General features: G+C 68.0%; 14 protein-coding genes and 1 pseudogene. 8 read left to right on the forward strand and 7 right to left on the reverse strand.

Annotated features, from left to right (window positions below):
• Window positions 1-52: 52 nt before the first annotated feature.
• Both ABNQ40_RS04430 and ABNQ40_RS04435 read right to left on the reverse strand, forming a co-directional pair.
• Window positions 53-571, reverse strand: a complete 519-nt coding sequence (locus ABNQ40_RS04430; protein WP_391345618.1) for a hypothetical protein — start codon at window positions 569-571, stop codon at window positions 53-55.
• Window positions 572-748: 177 nt separating this feature from the next.
• A complete protein-coding gene (locus tag ABNQ40_RS04435) occupies window positions 749-1,633 on the reverse strand; it encodes a helix-turn-helix domain-containing protein (RefSeq protein ID WP_391345620.1) in 885 nt (294 codons plus the stop codon).
• Between the two features lie 943 nt (window positions 1,634-2,576).
• On the opposite strand from ABNQ40_RS04435, the gene ABNQ40_RS04440 reads away from it, so the two are divergent.
• Entirely contained in the window at window positions 2,577-3,767 is a 1,191-nt protein-coding gene (locus tag ABNQ40_RS04440) for a plasmid replication protein (RefSeq protein WP_109051033.1), read from the forward strand.
• 115 nt (window positions 3,768-3,882) lie between these two features.
• Here ABNQ40_RS04440 and ABNQ40_RS04445 read toward each other — a convergent pair whose 3' ends face one another.
• Window positions 3,883-4,293 carry a hypothetical protein gene (locus ABNQ40_RS04445; protein WP_391345621.1) on the reverse strand — a complete coding sequence of 137 codons (411 nt, stop codon included), beginning with the start codon at window positions 4,291-4,293 and terminating at the stop codon, window positions 3,883-3,885.
• 348 nt (window positions 4,294-4,641) lie between these two features.
• Here ABNQ40_RS04445 and ABNQ40_RS04450 point away from each other — a divergent pair, with 348 nt between their 5' ends.
• The 3 genes from ABNQ40_RS04450 to ABNQ40_RS04460 all read left to right on the forward strand — a co-directional run bounded on the left by ABNQ40_RS04450 (window position 4,642) and on the right by ABNQ40_RS04460 (window position 8,228).
• Window positions 4,642-5,202 (forward strand): sugar O-acetyltransferase, encoded by a 561-nt coding sequence (locus ABNQ40_RS04450; protein WP_109051031.1) that lies wholly within the window; start codon window positions 4,642-4,644, stop codon window positions 5,200-5,202.
• Between the two features lie 362 nt (window positions 5,203-5,564).
• Window positions 5,565-7,070 (forward strand): sel1 repeat family protein, encoded by a 1,506-nt coding sequence (locus ABNQ40_RS04455; RefSeq protein ID WP_109051030.1) that lies wholly within the window; start codon window positions 5,565-5,567, stop codon window positions 7,068-7,070.
• A gap of 36 nt (window positions 7,071-7,106) precedes the next feature.
• Window positions 7,107-8,228, forward strand: coding sequence for a TAXI family TRAP transporter solute-binding subunit (locus ABNQ40_RS04460; RefSeq protein ID WP_247879930.1), 1,122 nt, complete (start codon window positions 7,107-7,109; stop codon window positions 8,226-8,228).
• A 23-nt stretch (window positions 8,229-8,251) separates the two neighbouring features.
• Here the strand turns inward: ABNQ40_RS04460 and ABNQ40_RS04465 are convergent, their stop codons facing one another.
• Window positions 8,252-9,622, reverse strand: a complete 1,371-nt coding sequence (locus tag ABNQ40_RS04465; RefSeq protein ID WP_109491081.1) for a PLP-dependent aminotransferase family protein — start codon at window positions 9,620-9,622, stop codon at window positions 8,252-8,254.
• 277 nt (window positions 9,623-9,899) lie between these two features.
• Between ABNQ40_RS04465 and ABNQ40_RS04470 the strand changes: the two are divergent.
• The 4 genes and pseudogenes from ABNQ40_RS04470 to ABNQ40_RS04485 all read left to right on the forward strand — a co-directional run bounded on the left by ABNQ40_RS04470 (window position 9,900) and on the right by ABNQ40_RS04485 (window position 14,202).
• A pseudogene (locus ABNQ40_RS04470) lies at window positions 9,900-11,184 on the forward strand (hydroxymethylglutaryl-CoA reductase, degradative).
• A 111-nt stretch (window positions 11,185-11,295) separates the two neighbouring features.
• On the forward strand, window positions 11,296-11,778 hold the full coding sequence (locus ABNQ40_RS04475; protein WP_199235378.1) for a hypothetical protein: 483 nt from the start codon (window positions 11,296-11,298) through the stop codon (window positions 11,776-11,778).
• On the forward strand, window positions 11,778-13,178 hold the full coding sequence (locus tag ABNQ40_RS04480) for a tripartite tricarboxylate transporter permease (RefSeq protein ID WP_109051028.1): 1,401 nt from the start codon (window positions 11,778-11,780) through the stop codon (window positions 13,176-13,178). The genes ABNQ40_RS04475 and ABNQ40_RS04480 overlap by 1 nt, the downstream gene beginning before the upstream one ends.
• 103 nt (window positions 13,179-13,281) lie before the next feature.
• Window positions 13,282-14,202, forward strand: coding sequence for a hydroxymethylglutaryl-CoA lyase (locus ABNQ40_RS04485; RefSeq protein WP_109051027.1), 921 nt, complete (start codon window positions 13,282-13,284; stop codon window positions 14,200-14,202).
• A gap of 4 nt (window positions 14,203-14,206) precedes the next feature.
• On the opposite strand, the gene ABNQ40_RS04490 is transcribed toward ABNQ40_RS04485, so the two are convergent.
• The 3 genes from ABNQ40_RS04490 to xylF are packed head-to-tail and all read right to left on the reverse strand — an operon-like array spanning window position 14,207 to window position 17,327.
• Window positions 14,207-15,004: an ATP-binding cassette domain-containing protein gene (locus tag ABNQ40_RS04490; RefSeq protein WP_109051026.1), complete on the reverse strand. Its 798-nt coding sequence runs from the start codon at window positions 15,002-15,004 to the stop codon at window positions 14,207-14,209.
• Window positions 15,001-16,323: a sugar ABC transporter permease gene (locus ABNQ40_RS04495; RefSeq protein ID WP_109051025.1), complete on the reverse strand. Its 1,323-nt coding sequence runs from the start codon at window positions 16,321-16,323 to the stop codon at window positions 15,001-15,003. The genes ABNQ40_RS04490 and ABNQ40_RS04495 overlap by 4 nt, the downstream gene beginning before the upstream one ends.
• Window positions 16,323-17,327 (reverse strand): D-xylose ABC transporter substrate-binding protein, encoded by a 1,005-nt coding sequence (gene xylF / locus ABNQ40_RS04500; protein ID WP_109491080.1) that lies wholly within the window; start codon window positions 17,325-17,327, stop codon window positions 16,323-16,325. The genes ABNQ40_RS04495 and xylF overlap by 1 nt, the downstream gene beginning before the upstream one ends.
• Window positions 17,328-17,424 lie beyond the last annotated feature (97 nt).

The following is a 17,424-nucleotide window of genomic DNA, read 5'->3' on the forward strand; positions in this document are numbered from 1 at the left end:
TAATATGGACCGCGGATCCGGCGCTTCCACCGCAAGCCGATTGCGGCCGGGGTCATCCTATCTGGCCCATGCGGCGCAGCGCTCCCATCGCCAATGCCCGCGGATCCTGGGCCCGCGGATCCGGCGCCGCCGCTCCGCGCGGCGCAGCGTCGGCAAGGGCTTGCAGCCGGTCGGCCAGGGCGCGTTCCGGGGCGCAGAGTTCCTCGCACAGGGCGCGCATCTCGGCGATGGAGGGGCGCCATTTCCGGCTGCGGCGCCAGTGGCGGGCGGCGGCGTCGATCACCCAGGCCGGGTATTCCCCCAGATCCTCGGCCCAGTCGAGCGCCATCATGCGCTCGACCTCGGGCGACAGACCCTTGGCCGGGAAATGGCTGAGCAGGGTCAGCACGCGGCCCAGCAGATGGTCGCTGTCGGCCGGGGCAAGCACGGTCCCGGACAGATCCTCCAGGGTCTGGCGGGCAAGCGACGCCTGCGCGGCGGTGACGCCTGCCGGGGGAAACCACTGTTCGATCATGCCGTCGAAGCCATCCTCGCCGAAGCGCGGGCGCCGGTCGGTGCGGCCCTGGGCCAACAGCTCCTGAAGCGGCGGTGGCAGCGCGGCGGTCAGCCGGAATCCGGCGCTGGGGCGCAGGCAGGGTCGGGTCGAAGGCGGCGGCCGGCGAGGTCGGAAGGTGGGGCCGCGACAAAGCGGTGACTGTCGCCCTACCGGGGGCGGCGCTTCCGGGTCTTGCGGTCATCGGTCGTCCCTTCATCGCCAAGCGGGAGTGGGGGTGGGAGCGGTGGCGGAGCGCCGGCGCAGTTCGTCGGCGGCTGCACTCCAGGCACCGAGGCGCTGTTCGGTCATGACCGATTTGTGGGCGGGTGCGGCGAAGGCCGGGCGGTTGCCGGAGAGGGTGGGAGCCTTGCCGACGGCGGCGTCCTGCGACAGCCATGCCCTCCAGGCCGAGGAGACGTCGCGGTAACGGTAGCCATGGGCCCGGCAGCGCAGGATGAAGCCCTCGACATGGCGGCCAAGGTCGATCTCGGCATGGCGGGCCCTGGCCCAGGCGAGATCGTCGGCGGTCGGCATCCAGCCTTCCGGAACCTCCTGCGGTCGTGACTGAGCGCCCGCTTCCGTGCCCGCCTGTGTCCCCGTGTGCTCGCCCGAAGCGAGCGAGTCCGGAATCTGTTTGAATTGGACCTGTTCCTGACTCGCCGGCGGACAGGGGCTGTGCGTGGCGGAGTCATCCCTGTCGGCCGCCGGAACAGGGCGATCCGTGGCGGCATCCCGCTGTTCCGCATCCGGCCCGCTGCCGTCCAGCGGGGTGAAGCGCAGGCGGTAGAGGCAGGACAGGCGGGCGCCGTCGCGGCCGCGGCGATGTTCGATGCCGACCAGCCCAAGGTCGCTCAATGCCTGGATGATGCGGTTGACGGTCGGGCGCGACCGCTTGAGCTTGGCGGCCAGCGTCGATTGCGACGGCCAGCACAGGCCGCTGTCGTCGGCGAAGGTGGCGAGCGCCGCCAGGACGGCGAAACCGTCGGCCTCCAGGCCGGGATGGTCGAGCCACCAGGCGGGAATCCGGCCCCATCGGCGGGTGTCGAGAGGGTGCCCGTCGGATGGGGGCGATGTGGATGGCGACGATTTGGACGACATGGGGAAACTCCGCAAGGCATGGGAAACGGCCGGGTGCCGGTGGGTGAGGCTGCCGGACGGCCGGTGAACTTGCGGGCAAGGATTCCGCCGGTCGTGACGGCCGTCGAATCGCGGGCAAATGGGACAGAGTCGTTTGTGTCCCGTTGGCCCGCGATTCTGTCCCATCGGCCCGCGACCCTGTCGTCTTTGCCCGCGGTTCGGTCGGCTTTGGTCGCGCCAGCGCTGCGAATCGGATCCGATCCCGTTTGCCCGCGCTTCGCCGGATTCGCGCCGCCGGTCCCCTGGACAGGTTGTCCCACTTGCTCGCGGTTCGGCGGGCGGACTGTCGTTGGGCTGAGCTTGCGGGGTGTAGTGGGTCAATGGCTGCAATAAGGTATTGTGATTGTTCGATAAAATTCATGGAAAGGGAATTGGTCAGGGGAGCCGCCGCGCGCTTTCCCGAGAATCCTCGCCGTGCATCCCCCTCACCCTGACCCTCTCCCGCCTTTCGGCGAAGCTGTGCTTCGCCTGTCGGCGCCGTAAGCCAAGCTTGCGGCGGGGGGAGAGGGGATTCGGTCCCATTTGCCCGCGGTTGGGCGGTCCGTCACACGCTGGGCGGCTTGGCTTGTGTCCTGAATGCTCGCGTTTGGCGTCAGCCGTGTCCCGGGCTGTCCCATTTGCCCGCGCTTCGTCGCTGCGGCGCGGTGGAAGCGGCGAACCCGAGTCTGTGTCCCGAATGCCCGCGCTTCGTCGTTCCGCCCGCGATTCGCGGCGGTCGGGACCAATCCGGCGGCGTTGGGCAGAGGCGCTCCGGTTCAACCGCGAGCATTCGGGACACAGGCGCGGCCTGTTCCTACACAAGCGCGGTCAAATGGGACACAGACTTCGGGCTTCAGTCCTCTCCGCCGGTTGCCTCCGTCCGACACGAGCCCCTATCGTGGCCTGTGGCGAGGAGGGATGAGGCATGAGCAAGGCGAACGCGGTCCAGCTGACTCTGTTCGAGATGGAGGACCGCAGTCAGTCCCATATGATCGCGCTTTACGACACGGCACCGCGATTCGTGTTCGTGTCGAAGGGCCGGGGGACCGAGCCGGAACTGCCGGCCGCCAACGCGTTCGTCCAGTCGGTCCACAAGGAGTTTCCCTTCAAGGACGCCCTGTTCTCGCTGACCTTGCAGCCCGCCCGCATCTACCGCCCGGCCAAGCCCGGCCCCGGCGAGGATCCGGCGGAAAAGCGCATGGTCGAGTATGAGGTGTTCCCGTCGGAGCGCGAGCAGATCGTCGAGCAGGTGGTGCGCCGCCTCGCCATGGACCGCTCGCGCCTGTCGCTGATGGGCGACAAGCAGGACCGCGTGCGCGTGCATTTCTCGCTCTACGAGATCCGGCGGGAGCTGCGCGCGGTCAACCGCACCATGGACACGGCGGAGATCCGCGAGGCGCTGGAGATCCTCGCCCGTACCCGGATGATCATCAGCAAGATGCCGGAGAACGGGCGCAAGTCGGCGCGGCCGGTTCTGGAATCCTCGGTCTTCCCCACCCTCTACATCCGTCCGCGCACCGGCGAAGGCGGGGAGGAGGACGAGAACGACACCTATCTGGAGTTCAACGCGCTGGTCGCCTCGGCCATCCGCAACCTGGAATTCAAGCCGATCTCCTATCAGTGGATCATGCGGCTGAAGAGTCCGGTGGCGCGCTGGCTTTATAACCGGTTGTCCATCGAATATGGCGACCTCGACCTCAGCCGCCTGCCCGACGGCGTTCACGATGTGCCGCCGATGACGCTGTCGGCCGACGACATCATCAACAACAGCGGCATGAACGAGTGGAGCCGGCGGCGCGACACGCTGCGCACCGTGACCTCCGCCGTCGATTCGCTGGTCGAGGAAGGCATCCTCGATCAGGTCGAGAAGACGGTGTCGAAGGATGGCCGGCGCATCAACGACATCGAATACATCATGATGCCGAGCCAGAAATTCCTCGATCAGGTCCGCCGCGGCAACGTCGTGCAGGAGGCGAACGCCGCCACCTTCCGCGCCATCGCCGGTAGCGACGAACGACCGAAGGAGTTCCTGCCGATCTCCCCCGGCCAGAGCGTCGAGCTGCGACGCCGCCGCAGCACGCTGCTGGGCGCGCGCAACGGCCAGGGCGAAGGCTGACACTGTCGAGCGTAAGGCCTGACGCATTGGGCTTTACGCTTGCCCTCGATCGGCGGGCGGGGCCGCAGTTGCGACCATTGCCGTCCTGTTCAAGTGACCAAAGACGATTGAGCAGTTACTGGCAAGTCGCCTGATATTTTGGCGTGCTCGTGCCGATGTTGAGGGCATAAGCGTGGCAGGCTTTGGTCCACTTGTTGTCTTTGTAGATTCTGACGGTGATGTGATAATAGGTCTGGTCGAGCGTCGTGCTGCCGCCCTTGTGCCACCATTTGGTAATGCCAAGGTCGGTCTTCGCGACGCTGTTGTAGCCATTCTTGATCGACTCGTCCGCTGATTGCTGCAGCGCCATTTGGACGGTGATCTTCGTATCGGGCGCGGTCAGTGCCAATTGCGTCGCCGTGATCGGAGTATAATTATCGCAGTTGGTTTCGGATGCGCAGACATAAGTCGCCGCCGACGCCGCGGTTGCGAACAGACCCGACAGGCCGACGGCAAAAGCGAACGCCAGACCAAACCGTTTTTTCATCGCTGAATCCTCCTGCACATGACCGGGGAGCATAAACGCGCGCACTCGCCCGTGAGGTTGTGCTGAGTGCGCGCATGAGGGGGACGTTAATTGCGCTGCAGGTTGTTCTCAAGAGAAAGATGCATTTTTAAGGATATAATAACAAGATGCATACAAGCATAGGTATGCGGTGCCTTGTGGGAATGGCGCGCACCGAGGCGCGCCCTGGTCGAGCGGCTTGCCGACGTGCCGCGAAGTTCGACGGTGCGAGTCATCCTCAAGCGTCGGCGCATGGCCGGTCGACATCTGCTCTAATCGCTCGGCCCCGGCGGACAACCGCAGACGGGCATGCGACTTGGGAGATGAGCGATGCAGACGTCCGATGGACGCAGCGAAAAGGAAAAGATGCTGGCCGGCGATCTCTATGACGCCTCGGCCCCGGAAATCCAGGCGGATCAGGCCGCCGCCAAAGAGTGGATGGTCCGCTACAACGCCGCACTCGCCCTGCCGCCCGGCGACCGGCGCAAGCTGCTGCTGGAGCGGTTCGCCGCGGTGGGCGACGGAGCGGTCATCCGCCCGCCCTTCCATTGCGACTACGGCTACAACATCAGCCTCGGCGCCGGGGTGTTCCTCAACTTCAACTGCGTCATCCTGGACGTCGTCGCGGTGACCATTGGCGACAGGACGCAGATCGGGCCGGGCGTCCAGATCCTGACCGCCGACCATCCGCGCGACTTCGCCACCCGCGAGGCCGGTCTGGAGTTCGGCCGGCCCATCCACATCGGCCGCAATGTCTGGATCGGCGGCGCTGCGCTGATCCTTCCCGGCGTCACCATCGGCGACGACGCCATCGTCGGTGCCGGAAGCGTGGTGACGCGCGACGTGCCGGCCGGCGCCACGGTGATGGGAAACCCGGCCAGGGTGCGCTGATCCGCTTCTTCCGCTTTTTTACAAGGGTCTGTTTCTTCACAAGACGGGGTGCGGCCTCGACCGGTGGTGGCACCCCGTTCCGGCGGCCGATGCCGCGGCCGGGTTCGGAACCTCTCCGCCCGATGCGGATCCGAAGATTACGAAGTAATCCTCTCTTTGCCGCAAAACGGGAAACGCCCTCTACGGGATGGTTGTTTTTCTCCGGTTGTCTCTTAAAATAAAACGATCCCGAGAGATCGGTAAGATAATAAATAATTCGAAATAACCGACGGCGTAAATCATCGCCGCATGTCTTTCAAAAGTCCCAAATTCGATCCGCCATGAGGCGGAGTCTGCGGGGCTTTGTCTGGGAGGATGCCGTCATGCGCGAAACGCAGCCCCGTTTTCTGCGCCGTTTCCTATCCCGTGCCGATTTTCTGCATCGCCGCCGCGAAGGGGACGCGGGCCAGTCCTTACTCCCAGGCTCAAGCACCGTCCGCCCCTGCTTTGCCGTGCTGACGGTTCTGGCGCTGCCGGTGCAACTTGACGGCGTGACCGGGCGGTTCGACGGCTGTTGCCTGCTGGCGGCCGGGGAGGCTTCGGGCGAGGATGGCGGGGCTGACAGCACGCTCGACTCCTGGCTTGTCGTGCGCGAGAAGCCGCATGGCAACAGCCGGCAGGTCGACACCGTTGCCACCCATACGACGGTTCTGCCGAAATCGGGCGAGGCAACGACCGACTGGCGGCTGATGCCCTTCGTCGCCGCCCAGACGTCGGGCGGCATGCCGGGGCAGCCGATCCCGCTGTCCATCGTCGTCACCTCTCCCTACGGCCAGCCGAACCCGCAGTACGAGGCGATCACCTTCGTGCTGATCGACAATCTGCCCGACGGTGCCAGCCTGTCGCGGGGCCAGCGGAACAGCGACGGGGCCTGGAAAGTGCCGCAGGAGGAACTGTCCGACCTGACCCTGAGTGTGCCGCCCGAAACCGTCGCTCCGCTGACTTTGCACATCACGGCGGTGACCGATCACGGCGGCGGCGTGATCGCCAGACAGGCGGTGATGCTGGCGGTGCCGGTCTCCGACACCGTTGCGGTCGCCGACGCAGCCTCCAACTCCGCTGTCGACCCTCCGGCGCCGGCACAGGGGGGCTCGTCGCAGGGAAGCCCGGCGCAGGTCGTGGAGGAGGCGGCAAAGCCGGACATGGCGGAACCGGCGGTGTCCGGAAGTTCCTCCCCGCCTGTGCCGTCGGAGCCGCAAGCGCAGGGGCCGCAGCAAAGCGAACCGGCGGTCGCCGAGGCGCCAGCCGGCGCGACATCCGACCCGGTGTCGGCCCCGGTGCCGGAGCAGAAGGCCGCTTCCGCCGCGCCACCCCCCGCGACAACGGCCGACCCACCGCCGGCCGAGGTCCCGCCAGCCGCTCAGACGGTTGCCGCCCCTCCGCCGCCGCCGGAGCCGCAGATCGCCGCCAAGGCCGCTTCCCCGCCAGCCACCGTCGCCCTCGCCGCCGTTCCGGCGGTGGCCGCTCCTCCGCCGGAGCCGCCGCGGGCGGAGAAGCGGGAGGAGGTGGTGCACAAACCGGCCAAGCTGCCGTCCAACATTCCGGAGGCGGCGCTGATGAAGCGGGGCGACGACCTGTTCGCCCAGGGCGATCTGGCGGGCGCGCGGCTCTATTACCAGATGGTCGCCGAAACCGGCAATGCGAAGGCGGCTCTCGCGCTCGGCCGGACCCACGATCCGCTGGTGCACGAGCGGCTGCATGTCCGCGGCCTGCCGCCCGATCCGGAGCAGGCCGCCGCATGGTACCGGCGGGCGGTCGCCGCCGGCAGCGGGGATGCCGAACTGCAACTGAAGAAACTGACCGACTGGCTCGCCGGAAAATCCAGATAGCCGGCTCAGACGGAGCCATCGAGGGGGAAAAGCATCATGAAGGCATCGTTCGTCCGTATGTCTGCGCTCGGCCGCATGCTTACGGTGGGAGCCTGCATCGTCGGCGGAGTGTTCGGCCTCGCCGGCACGGCGTCGGCCGCCGATCCACGCGGCGTCAATGCCAACAGCGGCACCGTCGGCATCGTGTCGGGCGGGGTCGAGGGGACCTATGTGCGCATCGCCGCCGATCTGGCGTCGGTGCTGGACGACGGCGACACGCTGCGCGTCCTCCCGATGCTGGGCAAGGGCTCGGTCCAGAACCTGAAGGACGTGGTGCTGCTGAAGGGCATCGATGTCGGCATCGTGCAGTCGGACGTGCTGGCCTATGCCAAGCGCGAACGGCTTCTGCCCAATCTCGACCGGCGCATCAAATACATCGCCAAGCTCTACAACGAGGAACTGCACATCCTCGCCGGACCCGACGTGACGCGGATCGAGGATCTGGCCGGCCGCAAGGTCAATGTCGATGTCCAGGGAAGCGGGACCTCGATGACCGCCTCGCTGGTGTTCGACATGCTGGGCATCCGGGTGGAGCCGCAGGCGAACGACCAGGCGCTGGCTTTGGAAAAGCTGCGCAAGGGGGAGATCGCGGCGATGGCCTATGTCGCCGGCAAGCCGACCCGGCTGTTCCGCGACCTGAAGGCGGGTGACGGGCTGCATTTCCTGTCGATCCCGATGAGCGCCGCGCTGCTCGACACCTATCTGCCCTCGCGCCTGACCAGCGCCGACTATGACGGGCTGATCAAACCCGGCGAGCAGGTCGACACCGTGGCGGTCGGGGCGGTGATGGCGGTCTATGGCTGGGAGCGCGACCTGGAGCGGCACCGCAAGGTCGCCCGCTTCGTCGATGCCTTTTTCAGCAAGTTCGACGAGTTCCTGAAGCCGCCGCGCCATCCGAAATGGAAGGAGGTCAATCTGGCGGCCGACGTGCCGGGCTGGACCCGGTTCGCGCCGGCCGAGCAGTGGCTGCGTCAGGCGTCGGCGGCGAAGGAGCCGCAGACCGCCGCCGCCAGGAAGGAAGAGTTCCGGACCTTCGTCGAGCAGCGCGGGGTGTCGCCCCAGCAGGCGGAGAAGCTGTTCGAGCAGTTCCTGCTGTGGCAGGCGCGCTCGCCGCAGTAAGGAGGCCGCAATAGGAGGAGGCGTCAGGCGCGAAGCTCCTCCGCCAGGAAATCGGTGAAGCGCGGATCGTCGGCATAGGCGATGTTGATCCGCATGGCGGGTGCGGTCGGCGTTTTCACCGGCATGAACAGGCTGCCGGGCGCCAGGAAGATGCCGCGCTCCGCCGCCCGGTGGGTCATGCCCAGCTCGTCGATGTGTCCGGGCAGCTCGCCCCACAGGTAATAGCTTCCCGAGGCGGCGGGCGGCAGCCGCACCCCGATGCGGCCCAGCGCCAGCATCGCCTTGTCGGCATGGTCCTCGATCCGCGTCTTCAGCCGGCGCAGGTGGCGCAGATAATGGCCGGACGCGATGAAGCCGTAGACGATCCGCTCGACGTAATCGGAGGTGCTGACGATGGTCAGCATCTTGACGTCGCACAGCCGGTCGATCAGCGGACGCTTCGCCGCCACATAGCCGACGCGCAGGCTGGCCGACAGCGTCTTGGAAAAGGTGCCGACATAGATCACCCGGTCCAACTGGTCGAGTGCGGCGAGCCGCGGGCTGGCGGCCGGCAGGACGTCGGCGAAGGGATCGTCCTCCACCACATAGAAGCCGTGCTGGCCGGCGACCTGCAGCAGGCGGTGGGCGACGGCCGGCGTGATCGAGCCGCCGGTCGGGTTGTGGGCAAGCGACTGGGTGAAGAACAGCTTGGGCTTGTGGGCGGCGGCCTTGGCGGCGAGATCGTCGAGGTCCGGGCCGTCCTGGCGGCGCTGCACGCCGACGATGGCGATGCGCGACAGCCGCAGCTTGCCGAACAGCGGATAATAGCCGGGGCTGTCGACCAGCACCGTGTCTCCCGGCTCCAGCATCTGGCGGGCGACGAGGTCGAGCGCATGGTTGGCGCCCTGGGTCAGCAGGATCTGGTCGGGTGACGCCTTGATCGAACGTTCGCCCAGCGTCAGCGCCAGCCTTTCCCGCAGCGGCAGGAAGCCCCAGGGGGAGCCGTAGCCGTGTTCCGACGCCAGTCCGCGCACCGCCGCCATGAAGCGCGGGGCGCTGCCGATCTCGAACCGCTCCATCCAGCTGGGCGGCGGCCGGCCGTCGCCGATGCGCACGGCGTAGCTCTGCACCAGTTGCTCGCGCAGGAGCGAGACGAAATCCACCGCCTCGGCGACATGGGCCGGCTGCTGTTCGGCCGAAGCCCGGCGCACGCGCGCGACGTAATATCCGGAGCCCTGCTTGGCCTCCAGATAGCCCAGCGCCACCAGCCTGTCATACGCCTCCGCCATCGTGTTCTTGGAGACGCCGTGCTCGACGGCGCCGGCCCGGACCGACAGCAGCCGCTCCCCCGGTTTCAGCAGCCCGTCGCCGATCAGGCCGGTGATCCTGTCGACGATGCTCGCCACCCTGGTCATCTCGCGCGTCATCCGGCAGCCGGCCTTTCATTGGAGTGTCCCAGCAGAATCTCTGGGACAGTGTCCCGGAGATTCCGGCAAACTGTCCCTTGATCTGTCCCTTTGTATCACTGATCATTCCGCCTGCGAACGGCGTTCCCGCAGCACTCCGCCGGGAACGCCGTACCCTCATATCCACACCGACCGTCCCCTTCGGCGGACGCCCCTCCAAGGCGTCCGGGGACGGTTCCATGCCCTCTGTTCCGCAGACGGCCCGGCAAGACAGCAAGGTTCAGCAATGTCCAACCCACACCGCAGCTCCCGCATCTCCGGATTCCACAAGAAGTCGCCGACGGAGCGGCTGGCGATCGTTTCCGAATTCGCCGGTCTCGACGGCGCGGCCGCGGCGACGCTTTCCAACACCGGCAATCTGGATCTCGACCTCGCCGACCGGCTGGTCGAGAACGTCGTCGGCTCGATGAACATCCCGCTCGGCATCGCGACCAACATGAAGGTCGATGGCGAGGATTCTGCTGATTCCGATGGCGACGGAGGAATCGTCGGTCGTCGCCGCGGTCTGCAACGCGGCGCGGCAATGCTATGACGCCGGCGGCTTCACCAGCTCGATGTCCGGCACGCTGATGATCGCCCAAATCCAGGCCATCGGCGTCGCCGATCCCCATGCGGCGCGCCTGCGCATCCTCGGCCGGCGCGACGAGATCAAGGCGGTGTGCGACGGCTGCGACCCCATCCTGCTGAAATTCGGCGGCGGCTTCCGCGACGTCGAGGTGCGGGTGATCGACAGCCAGGGCGGGCCGATGCTGATCACGCACCTGATCGTCGACACCCGCGACGCCATGGGCGCCAACGCCGTCAACAGCATGGCGGAAAAGCTGGCTCCCCACATCGCCGAGTGGACCGGCGGCCGGGTCTATCTGCGCATCCTGTCCAACCTTGCCGACCGCCGCCTGGCGCGGGCGCACGCGGTGTGGACTCTCGACCAGATCGGCGGCGAGGCGGTGCGCGACGGCATCGTCAGCGCCTATCAGTTCGCCGACGCCGATCCCTACCGTGCCGCCACCCACAACAAGGGCATCATGAACGGCGTCAGCGCCGTCGTGCTGGCCACCGGCAACGACACCCGCGCGGTGGAGGCCGGCGCCCATGCCTATGCCGCCCGCGACGGCCGCTACCGCAGCCTGACCCGGTTCGAGGTCACCGCCAACGGCGATCTCAGCGGGTCGATCGAACTGCCGATGGCGGTCGGGCTGATCGGCGGCGCCACCAAGGCCCACCCGACGGCGCAGGCCTGCCTGAAGATCCTGGGCGTCGCCAGCGCCGAGCGGCTGGCCCGCATCATCGCCGCGGTCGGTCTGGCGCAGAACTTCTCGGCGCTGAAGGCGCTGGCGACCACCGGCATCCAGAAGGGCCACATGGCGCTGCACGCCCAGAACATCGCCATGATGGCGGGTGCGGTCGGCGGTGAGATCGACCGCGTCGCCCGCATCCTGGTGGAGCGCGGCACCGTCCGCCAGGACGTCGCCCAGGCGGTCCTGGAGGACATGCGCGCGGCCGCCCAATAGGCCAACCGATAGGCGGGGCATCGACCGCGCAGGTCCGTTCAAAGGTCCATTCAAGGACCCGGCAGGGAGCCCCCATGACCGGGGCTCCCGCCCCATGAAAGAGGAAACGCAATGAAGACGGGACGATTGATAGAGGTCTGGGGCGATACGGTCGACAGCGTCCATCTCGGCTTGGCGATGGCCATCGGCTGCGCCATCAGCCTGGGTGCCTTCCTGCTGGCCAACCGCATCCTGGCCGGCCTCGTCGCCGCGCCGGAGATGGCGCGCGCCTATTCCATGCTGGTCGGGCTGGCCGGCTGCCTGGTGGCCGGCGCGCTGTGCGCCCGCCTGTTCCCGCCCAAGCGCGAGGTGGTCGACCGTGCCGCCGATCCGGCCTGGCGGGAAACGCTGATGGCCGAGCTGCGGGCCGAGCCGGGCGGCTTCGGCCGGCTTGCCGACCTGCCCCCGGCGGCGGTCGCCGAGTTGAAGGAAATGGGACTCTACGACCTGTTCGCGGCGGAAGAGCGGGAAGCGGCTGCGGCGTCCCGGAACGGGCAAGAGCTTCGTCCCGGCACCCATCGTTCGGAACCGGCGGCGCGGGAGGCGCGGGCGTGATGGAACTTCTTCTTTCCAATTCTCTCTTGGTTGACTTTCTCTGGGCCGCGGGCATGGGGCTGGTCGGCGCCGTGCTGTTCGCCGGCATCGGGCTGGTGTCCGGCACCGACGAAACGACCACCATCGCGCCGCTGACGCTGCTGGTCGTCCTGCTCGGCGTGCCGCCGGCCGGCGTCTTCACCTTCTTCCTCGCCAGCGCGGTCGCCAAGCACATGACCCACGCGGTGCCGACGGCGCTCCTCGGCATTCCCGGCGACACCATGGCGATTCCGCTGATGCAGCAGGCGGGCGTGCTGCGCAACCTCGGCGTTCCGCACATCGCCCTGCGCAAGATGGTATCGGGCGCCATCATCGCCGCCTTCGTCGCCGTGCCGCTGGCGGTGCTGTTCGCCGTCCTGCTGGCGCCCTTCGGGCCGTCGATCACCAAGGCGGCCCCCTGGATCTTCGTCGCGGCGGCCGTCGCCATCGCCTATTTCTCGGCCGGACGCTGGGCGTCGGTTGTCGCCCTGTTCCCCTTCGTGCTGGTGATCGTGGCCCTGCAGGGGCTGACCGCCAAGTTCGGGGTGAAGCTGAGCATCAGCTATTTCCTCGGCATCGCCATCGGGCCGCTGGTGGCCGATCTCTTCTCCGTCCTGTCGCCGGCTGACCGCAAGCGGATCGAGCGCGACCGCGTCCGCAGCTTCGCGCTGGCCCCGGACGTGAAGAGCTGGGGCGGCTATTTCCCGAACCCCTTCAAGGTGCTGGACGCCTCGCAGGTCCGCTGGACGCTCGGCACCGCGGCGGTGTCCAGCGCGACCTTCGTCTTCAGCCCGGTCGCCATGACCGTGCTGCTGGGCGAGGTGGTCGGCTCGCGGGTCCGCCATGTCTACCACCGCATGACCACTGTGCTGACCGCACGCAACGGCGTCACGGAATCGACCTACATCGCCGAGGCGCTGATCCCGCTGATCGCCTTCGGCCTGCCGCTGAGCCCCGTCGCCGCCGGTCCGGCCGCCCCGCTGTTCAACGCGCCGCCGCGTTTCAGCGTCGATGCCGCCACCGGGCAGGTCAACAACCTGCACAATCTGCTGACGAACTGGGAGTTCCTCGGCTATGGGCTGCTGGCGGTCGCGCTGGCGGCGCTGGTCTCCTACCCCTTCGCCATGAACTATGCCCGCAGCGCCGCGGCCTTCGTCGCCCGCCGCCTGAGCCATGAGGCGATCATCGCCACCTTCTCCGGGCTGATCCTGGTGATCGGGGTGTGGGAAGGCGGGCTGATGGGCCTGCTGGTGATCCTCGCCATCGGTCTGATCGGCGGTCTGCTCTACCGGACGCTGGGCTTCAACACCGGCGTCCAGTTCATGGGCTATTACACCGCAGTCCTGACGGTTCCCGCCCTGACCAAACTGATCGGCGTCTGACGCCGGACCTGTCTTCGCCCCCTGCCTTCGCAAGGACCGGCGATCCCGTGACCGCACGGGATCGCCGGTCCTTGCGCCATTCCGTCAAGAAACGGGAGTTTCCATGCCTATGCCCGCATCTGTCCGCATCGTCGAGGTCGGCTCGCGCGACGGTCTTCAGAACGAAAAACAGCCGGTGTCCGCCGCCGCGAAGATCGCGCTGATCGACCGGCTCGGCGCCGCCGGGCTGAAGACCATCGAAGCCGGCAGCTTCGTCTCGCCCAAATGGGTGCCGCAGATGGCGGACAGCGCCGCGGTTCTCGCCGGCATCCGGCGCCTGCCGGGCGTCTCCTATCCGGTACTGGTCCCCAACATGACCGGCTTCGACGCGGCGCTGGCCGCGCAGGCCGGGGAGATCGCGGTGTTCGCCGCAGCCTCGGAAAGCTTCTCCCGCCGCAACATCAACTGTTCGGTCGCGGAGAGCCTCGACCGCTTCGCTCCGGTCGTCGCGGCGGCGGCGCGCAACGGCATCCGGGTCCGCGGCTATGTGTCCTGCGCGCTCGGCTGCCCCTATGAGGGCGCGGTCGCCCCGTCGGCGGTGGCGGAGGTGGCGCAGCGCCTGTCGGCGCTCGGCTGCTACGAGATCTCGCTCGGCGACACCATCGGCGTCGGCACGCCCGCCGCCGCCCAGGAGATGGTCCGCGCCGTCGCCGAACGGGTACCGGTGAAGCGGCTGGCGGTCCATTTCCACGACACCTGGGGACAGGCGCTGGTCAACATCCATGCCTGTCTCGAATTGGGCGTCGCCGTGGTGGACGGCGCCGTCGCCGGGCTCGGCGGCTGCCCCTATGCCAAGGGCGCGAGCGGCAACGTCGCGACCGAGGATGTCGTCTATCTGCTGGACGGGCTCGGCATCCGGAGCGGCGTCGATCTTGCGGCGGTGGTGGCCGCCGCAGACTTCATCTCGCGCGAGCTTGGCCGCGAGCCGGGTTCGAAGGTCGCCCGCGCGTTTCTCGCCAAGACCGCTGCGGAGCGCGCGGCCTGAACGGTCAGGCGGTGGCGCCCGGTCCGGGAACCGCTCCCGGCGGGCATTTGCCGAGGATGATCATGCCCAGCACCTCGTCCTGCGTCACGTCGGAGACGCGGGCGGTGCCGACCAGCTTGCCGTTCTTCATCACATGGATGCGGTCGGCCAGATCGAACACGTCGTGGATGTCGTGGGAGATCAGGAAGATGCCGATACCCTCCTGCTTCAGCTGCTTCACCAGCTCGCCGACCTGACGGGTCTCGGCGGGGCCGAGCGCCGCGGTCGGTTCGTCCATGATCAGGACGCGGGCGTCGAAATGGATGGCGCGGGCGATGGCGACCGACTGGCGCTGGCCGCCGGACAGCGCCTTCACCGGCTCCTTGAAGCGGCGGAAATGCGGGTTGAGGCGGCCCATCACCTTGCGCGCCTCCGCTTCCATCGCGTGGTCGTCCAGCGTACCCCAGGCGGTCAGTTTCTCGCGGCCGAGGAAGATGTTGGCGGCGGCATCGACATTGTCGGCCAGAGCCAGCGTCTGGTAGATCGTTTCGATGCCGCAGCGCTTGGCGTCGCGCGGGCTGGTGATGTGGACCGGCTCGCCGTTCACCCGGATCTCACCATGGTCGGCGGCATAGGCGCCCGACAGAATCTTGATCAGGGTCGATTTGCCGGCGCCGTTGTGGCCGAGCAGCCCGACCACCTCGCCGGGGTAGAGGTCGATGCTGACGCCGTCCACCGCCTTGATGCCGCCGAAGGCGATGGAGACGTCGCGCATCTCCACCAGCGGGGCTGCCGCCGGGACTGCCGTTGCGAGAGCGGTCATTTGAGCCCCCTGCGATAGAGCGTGTCGACATAGACCGCGGCGACCAGGACGAGGCCGACGACGATGTTCTGCATCGGCGCGTCCACCCCCAGCAGCACCATGCCGGATTGCAGCGACTGCATCACCATGGCGCCCAGCATCGCGCCGAGGATGGTGCCGACGCCGCCGGCCATCGAGGTGCCGCCGATGATCGCCGCGGCGATGACGTACAGCTCGTCCAGCGTGCCGTTGGCGTTGGTGGCGGCGTTCAGCCGGGCGGTGGCGATGCAGGCGGACAGGCCGCACAGCGCGCCCATCAGCCCGAACACCATCACCATCACCCGGCGGGTGTTGATGCCCGACAGTTCCGCCGCCTCCGGATTGCCGCCGATGGCGAAGACGTAGCGGCCGAAGCGGGTGCGCCGCGACAGGAAGGTCATCCCCACCCCCACCGCCACCGCGATCAGCACCGGGATGGCGAAGCCGTGGGCGACGAAGGGAAGCCCGCCGTCGGTGGAAAGCCCTTGCGCCTCCATCATCCGGCGCACCACCGGGACGGGAAGCGGATAGGCGTTGACCACGAGCACGGCGCCGACGATGGCGGCGGCGACCAGCAGGATCACCACCCCCTCCGCCCACAAGGGCCGGACGGGAAAGCCGAAGCCGGCCCGGCGCCGCCGCGTCACCAGGATGGCGGCGACCGAGAGCAGGACGGCGGCGATGCCGACCATCCAGCTCGGCCCGGCGCCGATGGCGCCCTCGAACCCGCCGCCCAGCCGTTTGAACAGGCCGTCCATCGGCGCCACCGTCTGGCCGGTGGTCACCCACCACGCCGCCCCGCGCCAGACCAGCAGACCGCCCAGCGTGACGATGAAGGACGACACGCCGAGATAGGCGATGATGGCGCCCTGCACCGCCCCGACCGCCCCGCCGACGGCAACCGCCGCCAGCACCGCCACCACCCAGGTCAGTGGATTGTCGAATCCCCAGATCTCCGGCAGGAATCGTGCCTGGAGCACGCCGACCACCATGCCGGTGAAGCCCAGGATGGAGCCCACCGACAGGTCGATGTTGCGGGTGACGATGACCAGCACCATGCCCGTCGCCATCACGCCGACGGACGCGGTCTGCACCGACAGGTTCCACAGGTTGCGCGGGGTCAGGAAGGCGCCACCGGTCAGGATGTCGAAGCCGATCCAGACGATGGCCAGCGCCCCGATCATCCCGACCATGCGGGTGTCCAGCTCCAGCGCGCGCAGGGCGTCGCCGATGCCGGCCCGCCGTCCGGCCGGCGCTTCCGCAGGGGGCGCCGGGGACAGCGTGGTGGACGGCTCCGCCATCAGTTGCAGGCCTTGACGCTGCCGGGCTTCACACCCTGGCAAACCACGTCCTTGGTCACCCAGCCGGCGTCGATCACCTGGCCGAGGTTGTCCTTGGTGATGGCGATGGGGGTGAGGAACAGCGAGGTCATCTTCTGCTTCTTCGGACCGCCGTCGAAGGTCGTGGCACCGGAGATGTCGGTCATCTTCTTGCCGCCCGCCAGATCCATGGCGATCTCGGCGGCGCGGCGGCCAAGCTCACGGGCGTCCTTCCAGACCGACACCGTCTGGGTGCCGAGCGCGATGCGGTTCAGCGCCGCCTTGTCGCCGTCCTGGCCCGACACCGGCACGGTCCCGGCAAGACCCTGCGCCGCCAGCGCCGCGACCGCACCACCTGCGGTGCCGTCGTTGGAGGCGACCACGGCATCGACCTTGTTGCCGTTCTTGGTCAGGATCTGCTCCATGTTCTGCTGGGCGATGGCCGGCAGCCACTTGTCGGTGTAGGCCTCGCCGACATTCTTCACGTCGCCGCGGTCCATCGCGGCCTTCAGCACCTCCATCTGGCCGGCGAACAGGAAGTCGGCGTTGGGATCGGTCGAGCTGCCCTTGATGAAGGCGTAGTTGCCCTTGGGCTTCATCGCGAAGACGCTGCGCGCCTGGAGCCGGCCGACCTCCTTGTTGTCGAAGGTGATGTAGAAGGCCGACGGGATCTCGATCAGCCGGTCATAGCCGACGACCGGGATGCCTTCCGCCGCCGCCTTCTCCACCGCCGGGCGGATGGCGTCGCTGTCCTGGGCCAGGATGATCAGCGCGTTGGCGCCGCGCGAGATCAGCGATTCGATGTCCGACAGCTGCTTGGCCGGCGAGGACTGGGCGTCGGCCGACAGGTATTTGCCGCCCGCCTTCTCGATCACGGCCTTGATCGCCGCCTCGTCGGTCTTCCAGCGCTCCTCCTGGAAGTTGGACCAGGACACGCCGACGGTGGTGCCGGCGGCCAGTGCCGCCGTCGAGGTCATGGTGGTCATGGCAGCCAGCGTCAGGAACAGGCCGGCGGCGGTCGCGGTGAGGCGGTGCTTCATCGTGTTTCCTCCTTATGTGGCCGTCCGGTCATGGCGGCCTTGT

Source organism: Azospirillum sp. A23 (genome assembly GCF_042938965.1).
GTDB lineage: Bacteria > Pseudomonadota > Alphaproteobacteria > Azospirillales > Azospirillaceae > Azospirillum > Azospirillum melinis.

Bases quoted from the DNA above. Each gene is read 5' to 3' on its own strand.
- ABNQ40_RS04435 (WP_391345620.1), bottom strand. From the start codon at position 1,633: ATGTCGTCCAAATCGTCGCCATCCACATCGCCCCCATCCGACGGGCAC.
- ABNQ40_RS04445 (WP_391345621.1), bottom strand. From the start codon at position 4,293: ATGAAAAAACGGTTTGGTCTGGCGTTCGCTTTTGCCGTCGGCCTGTCG.
- ABNQ40_RS04480 (WP_109051028.1), top strand. From the start codon at position 11,778: ATGGAACTTCTTCTTTCCAATTCTCTCTTGGTTGACTTTCTCTGGGCC.
- ABNQ40_RS04485 (WP_109051027.1), top strand. From the start codon at position 13,282: ATGCCTATGCCCGCATCTGTCCGCATCGTCGAGGTCGGCTCGCGCGAC.
- ABNQ40_RS04450 (WP_109051031.1), top strand. From the start codon at position 4,642: ATGCAGACGTCCGATGGACGCAGCGAAAAGGAAAAGATGCTGGCCGGC.
- ABNQ40_RS04475 (WP_199235378.1), top strand. From the start codon at position 11,296: ATGAAGACGGGACGATTGATAGAGGTCTGGGGCGATACGGTCGACAGC.
- ABNQ40_RS04460 (WP_247879930.1), top strand. From the start codon at position 7,107: ATGAAGGCATCGTTCGTCCGTATGTCTGCGCTCGGCCGCATGCTTACG.
- ABNQ40_RS04490 (WP_109051026.1), bottom strand. From the start codon at position 15,004: ATGACCGCTCTCGCAACGGCAGTCCCGGCGGCAGCCCCGCTGGTGGAG.
- ABNQ40_RS04455 (WP_109051030.1), top strand. From the start codon at position 5,565: ATGCGCGAAACGCAGCCCCGTTTTCTGCGCCGTTTCCTATCCCGTGCC.
- ABNQ40_RS04495 (WP_109051025.1), bottom strand. From the start codon at position 16,323: ATGGCGGAGCCGTCCACCACGCTGTCCCCGGCGCCCCCTGCGGAAGCG.
- ABNQ40_RS04465 (WP_109491081.1), bottom strand. From the start codon at position 9,622: ATGACCAGGGTGGCGAGCATCGTCGACAGGATCACCGGCCTGATCGGC.
- xylF (WP_109491080.1), bottom strand. From the start codon at position 17,327: ATGACCACCATGACCTCGACGGCGGCACTGGCCGCCGGCACCACCGTC.
- ABNQ40_RS04440 (WP_109051033.1), top strand. From the start codon at position 2,577: ATGAGCAAGGCGAACGCGGTCCAGCTGACTCTGTTCGAGATGGAGGAC.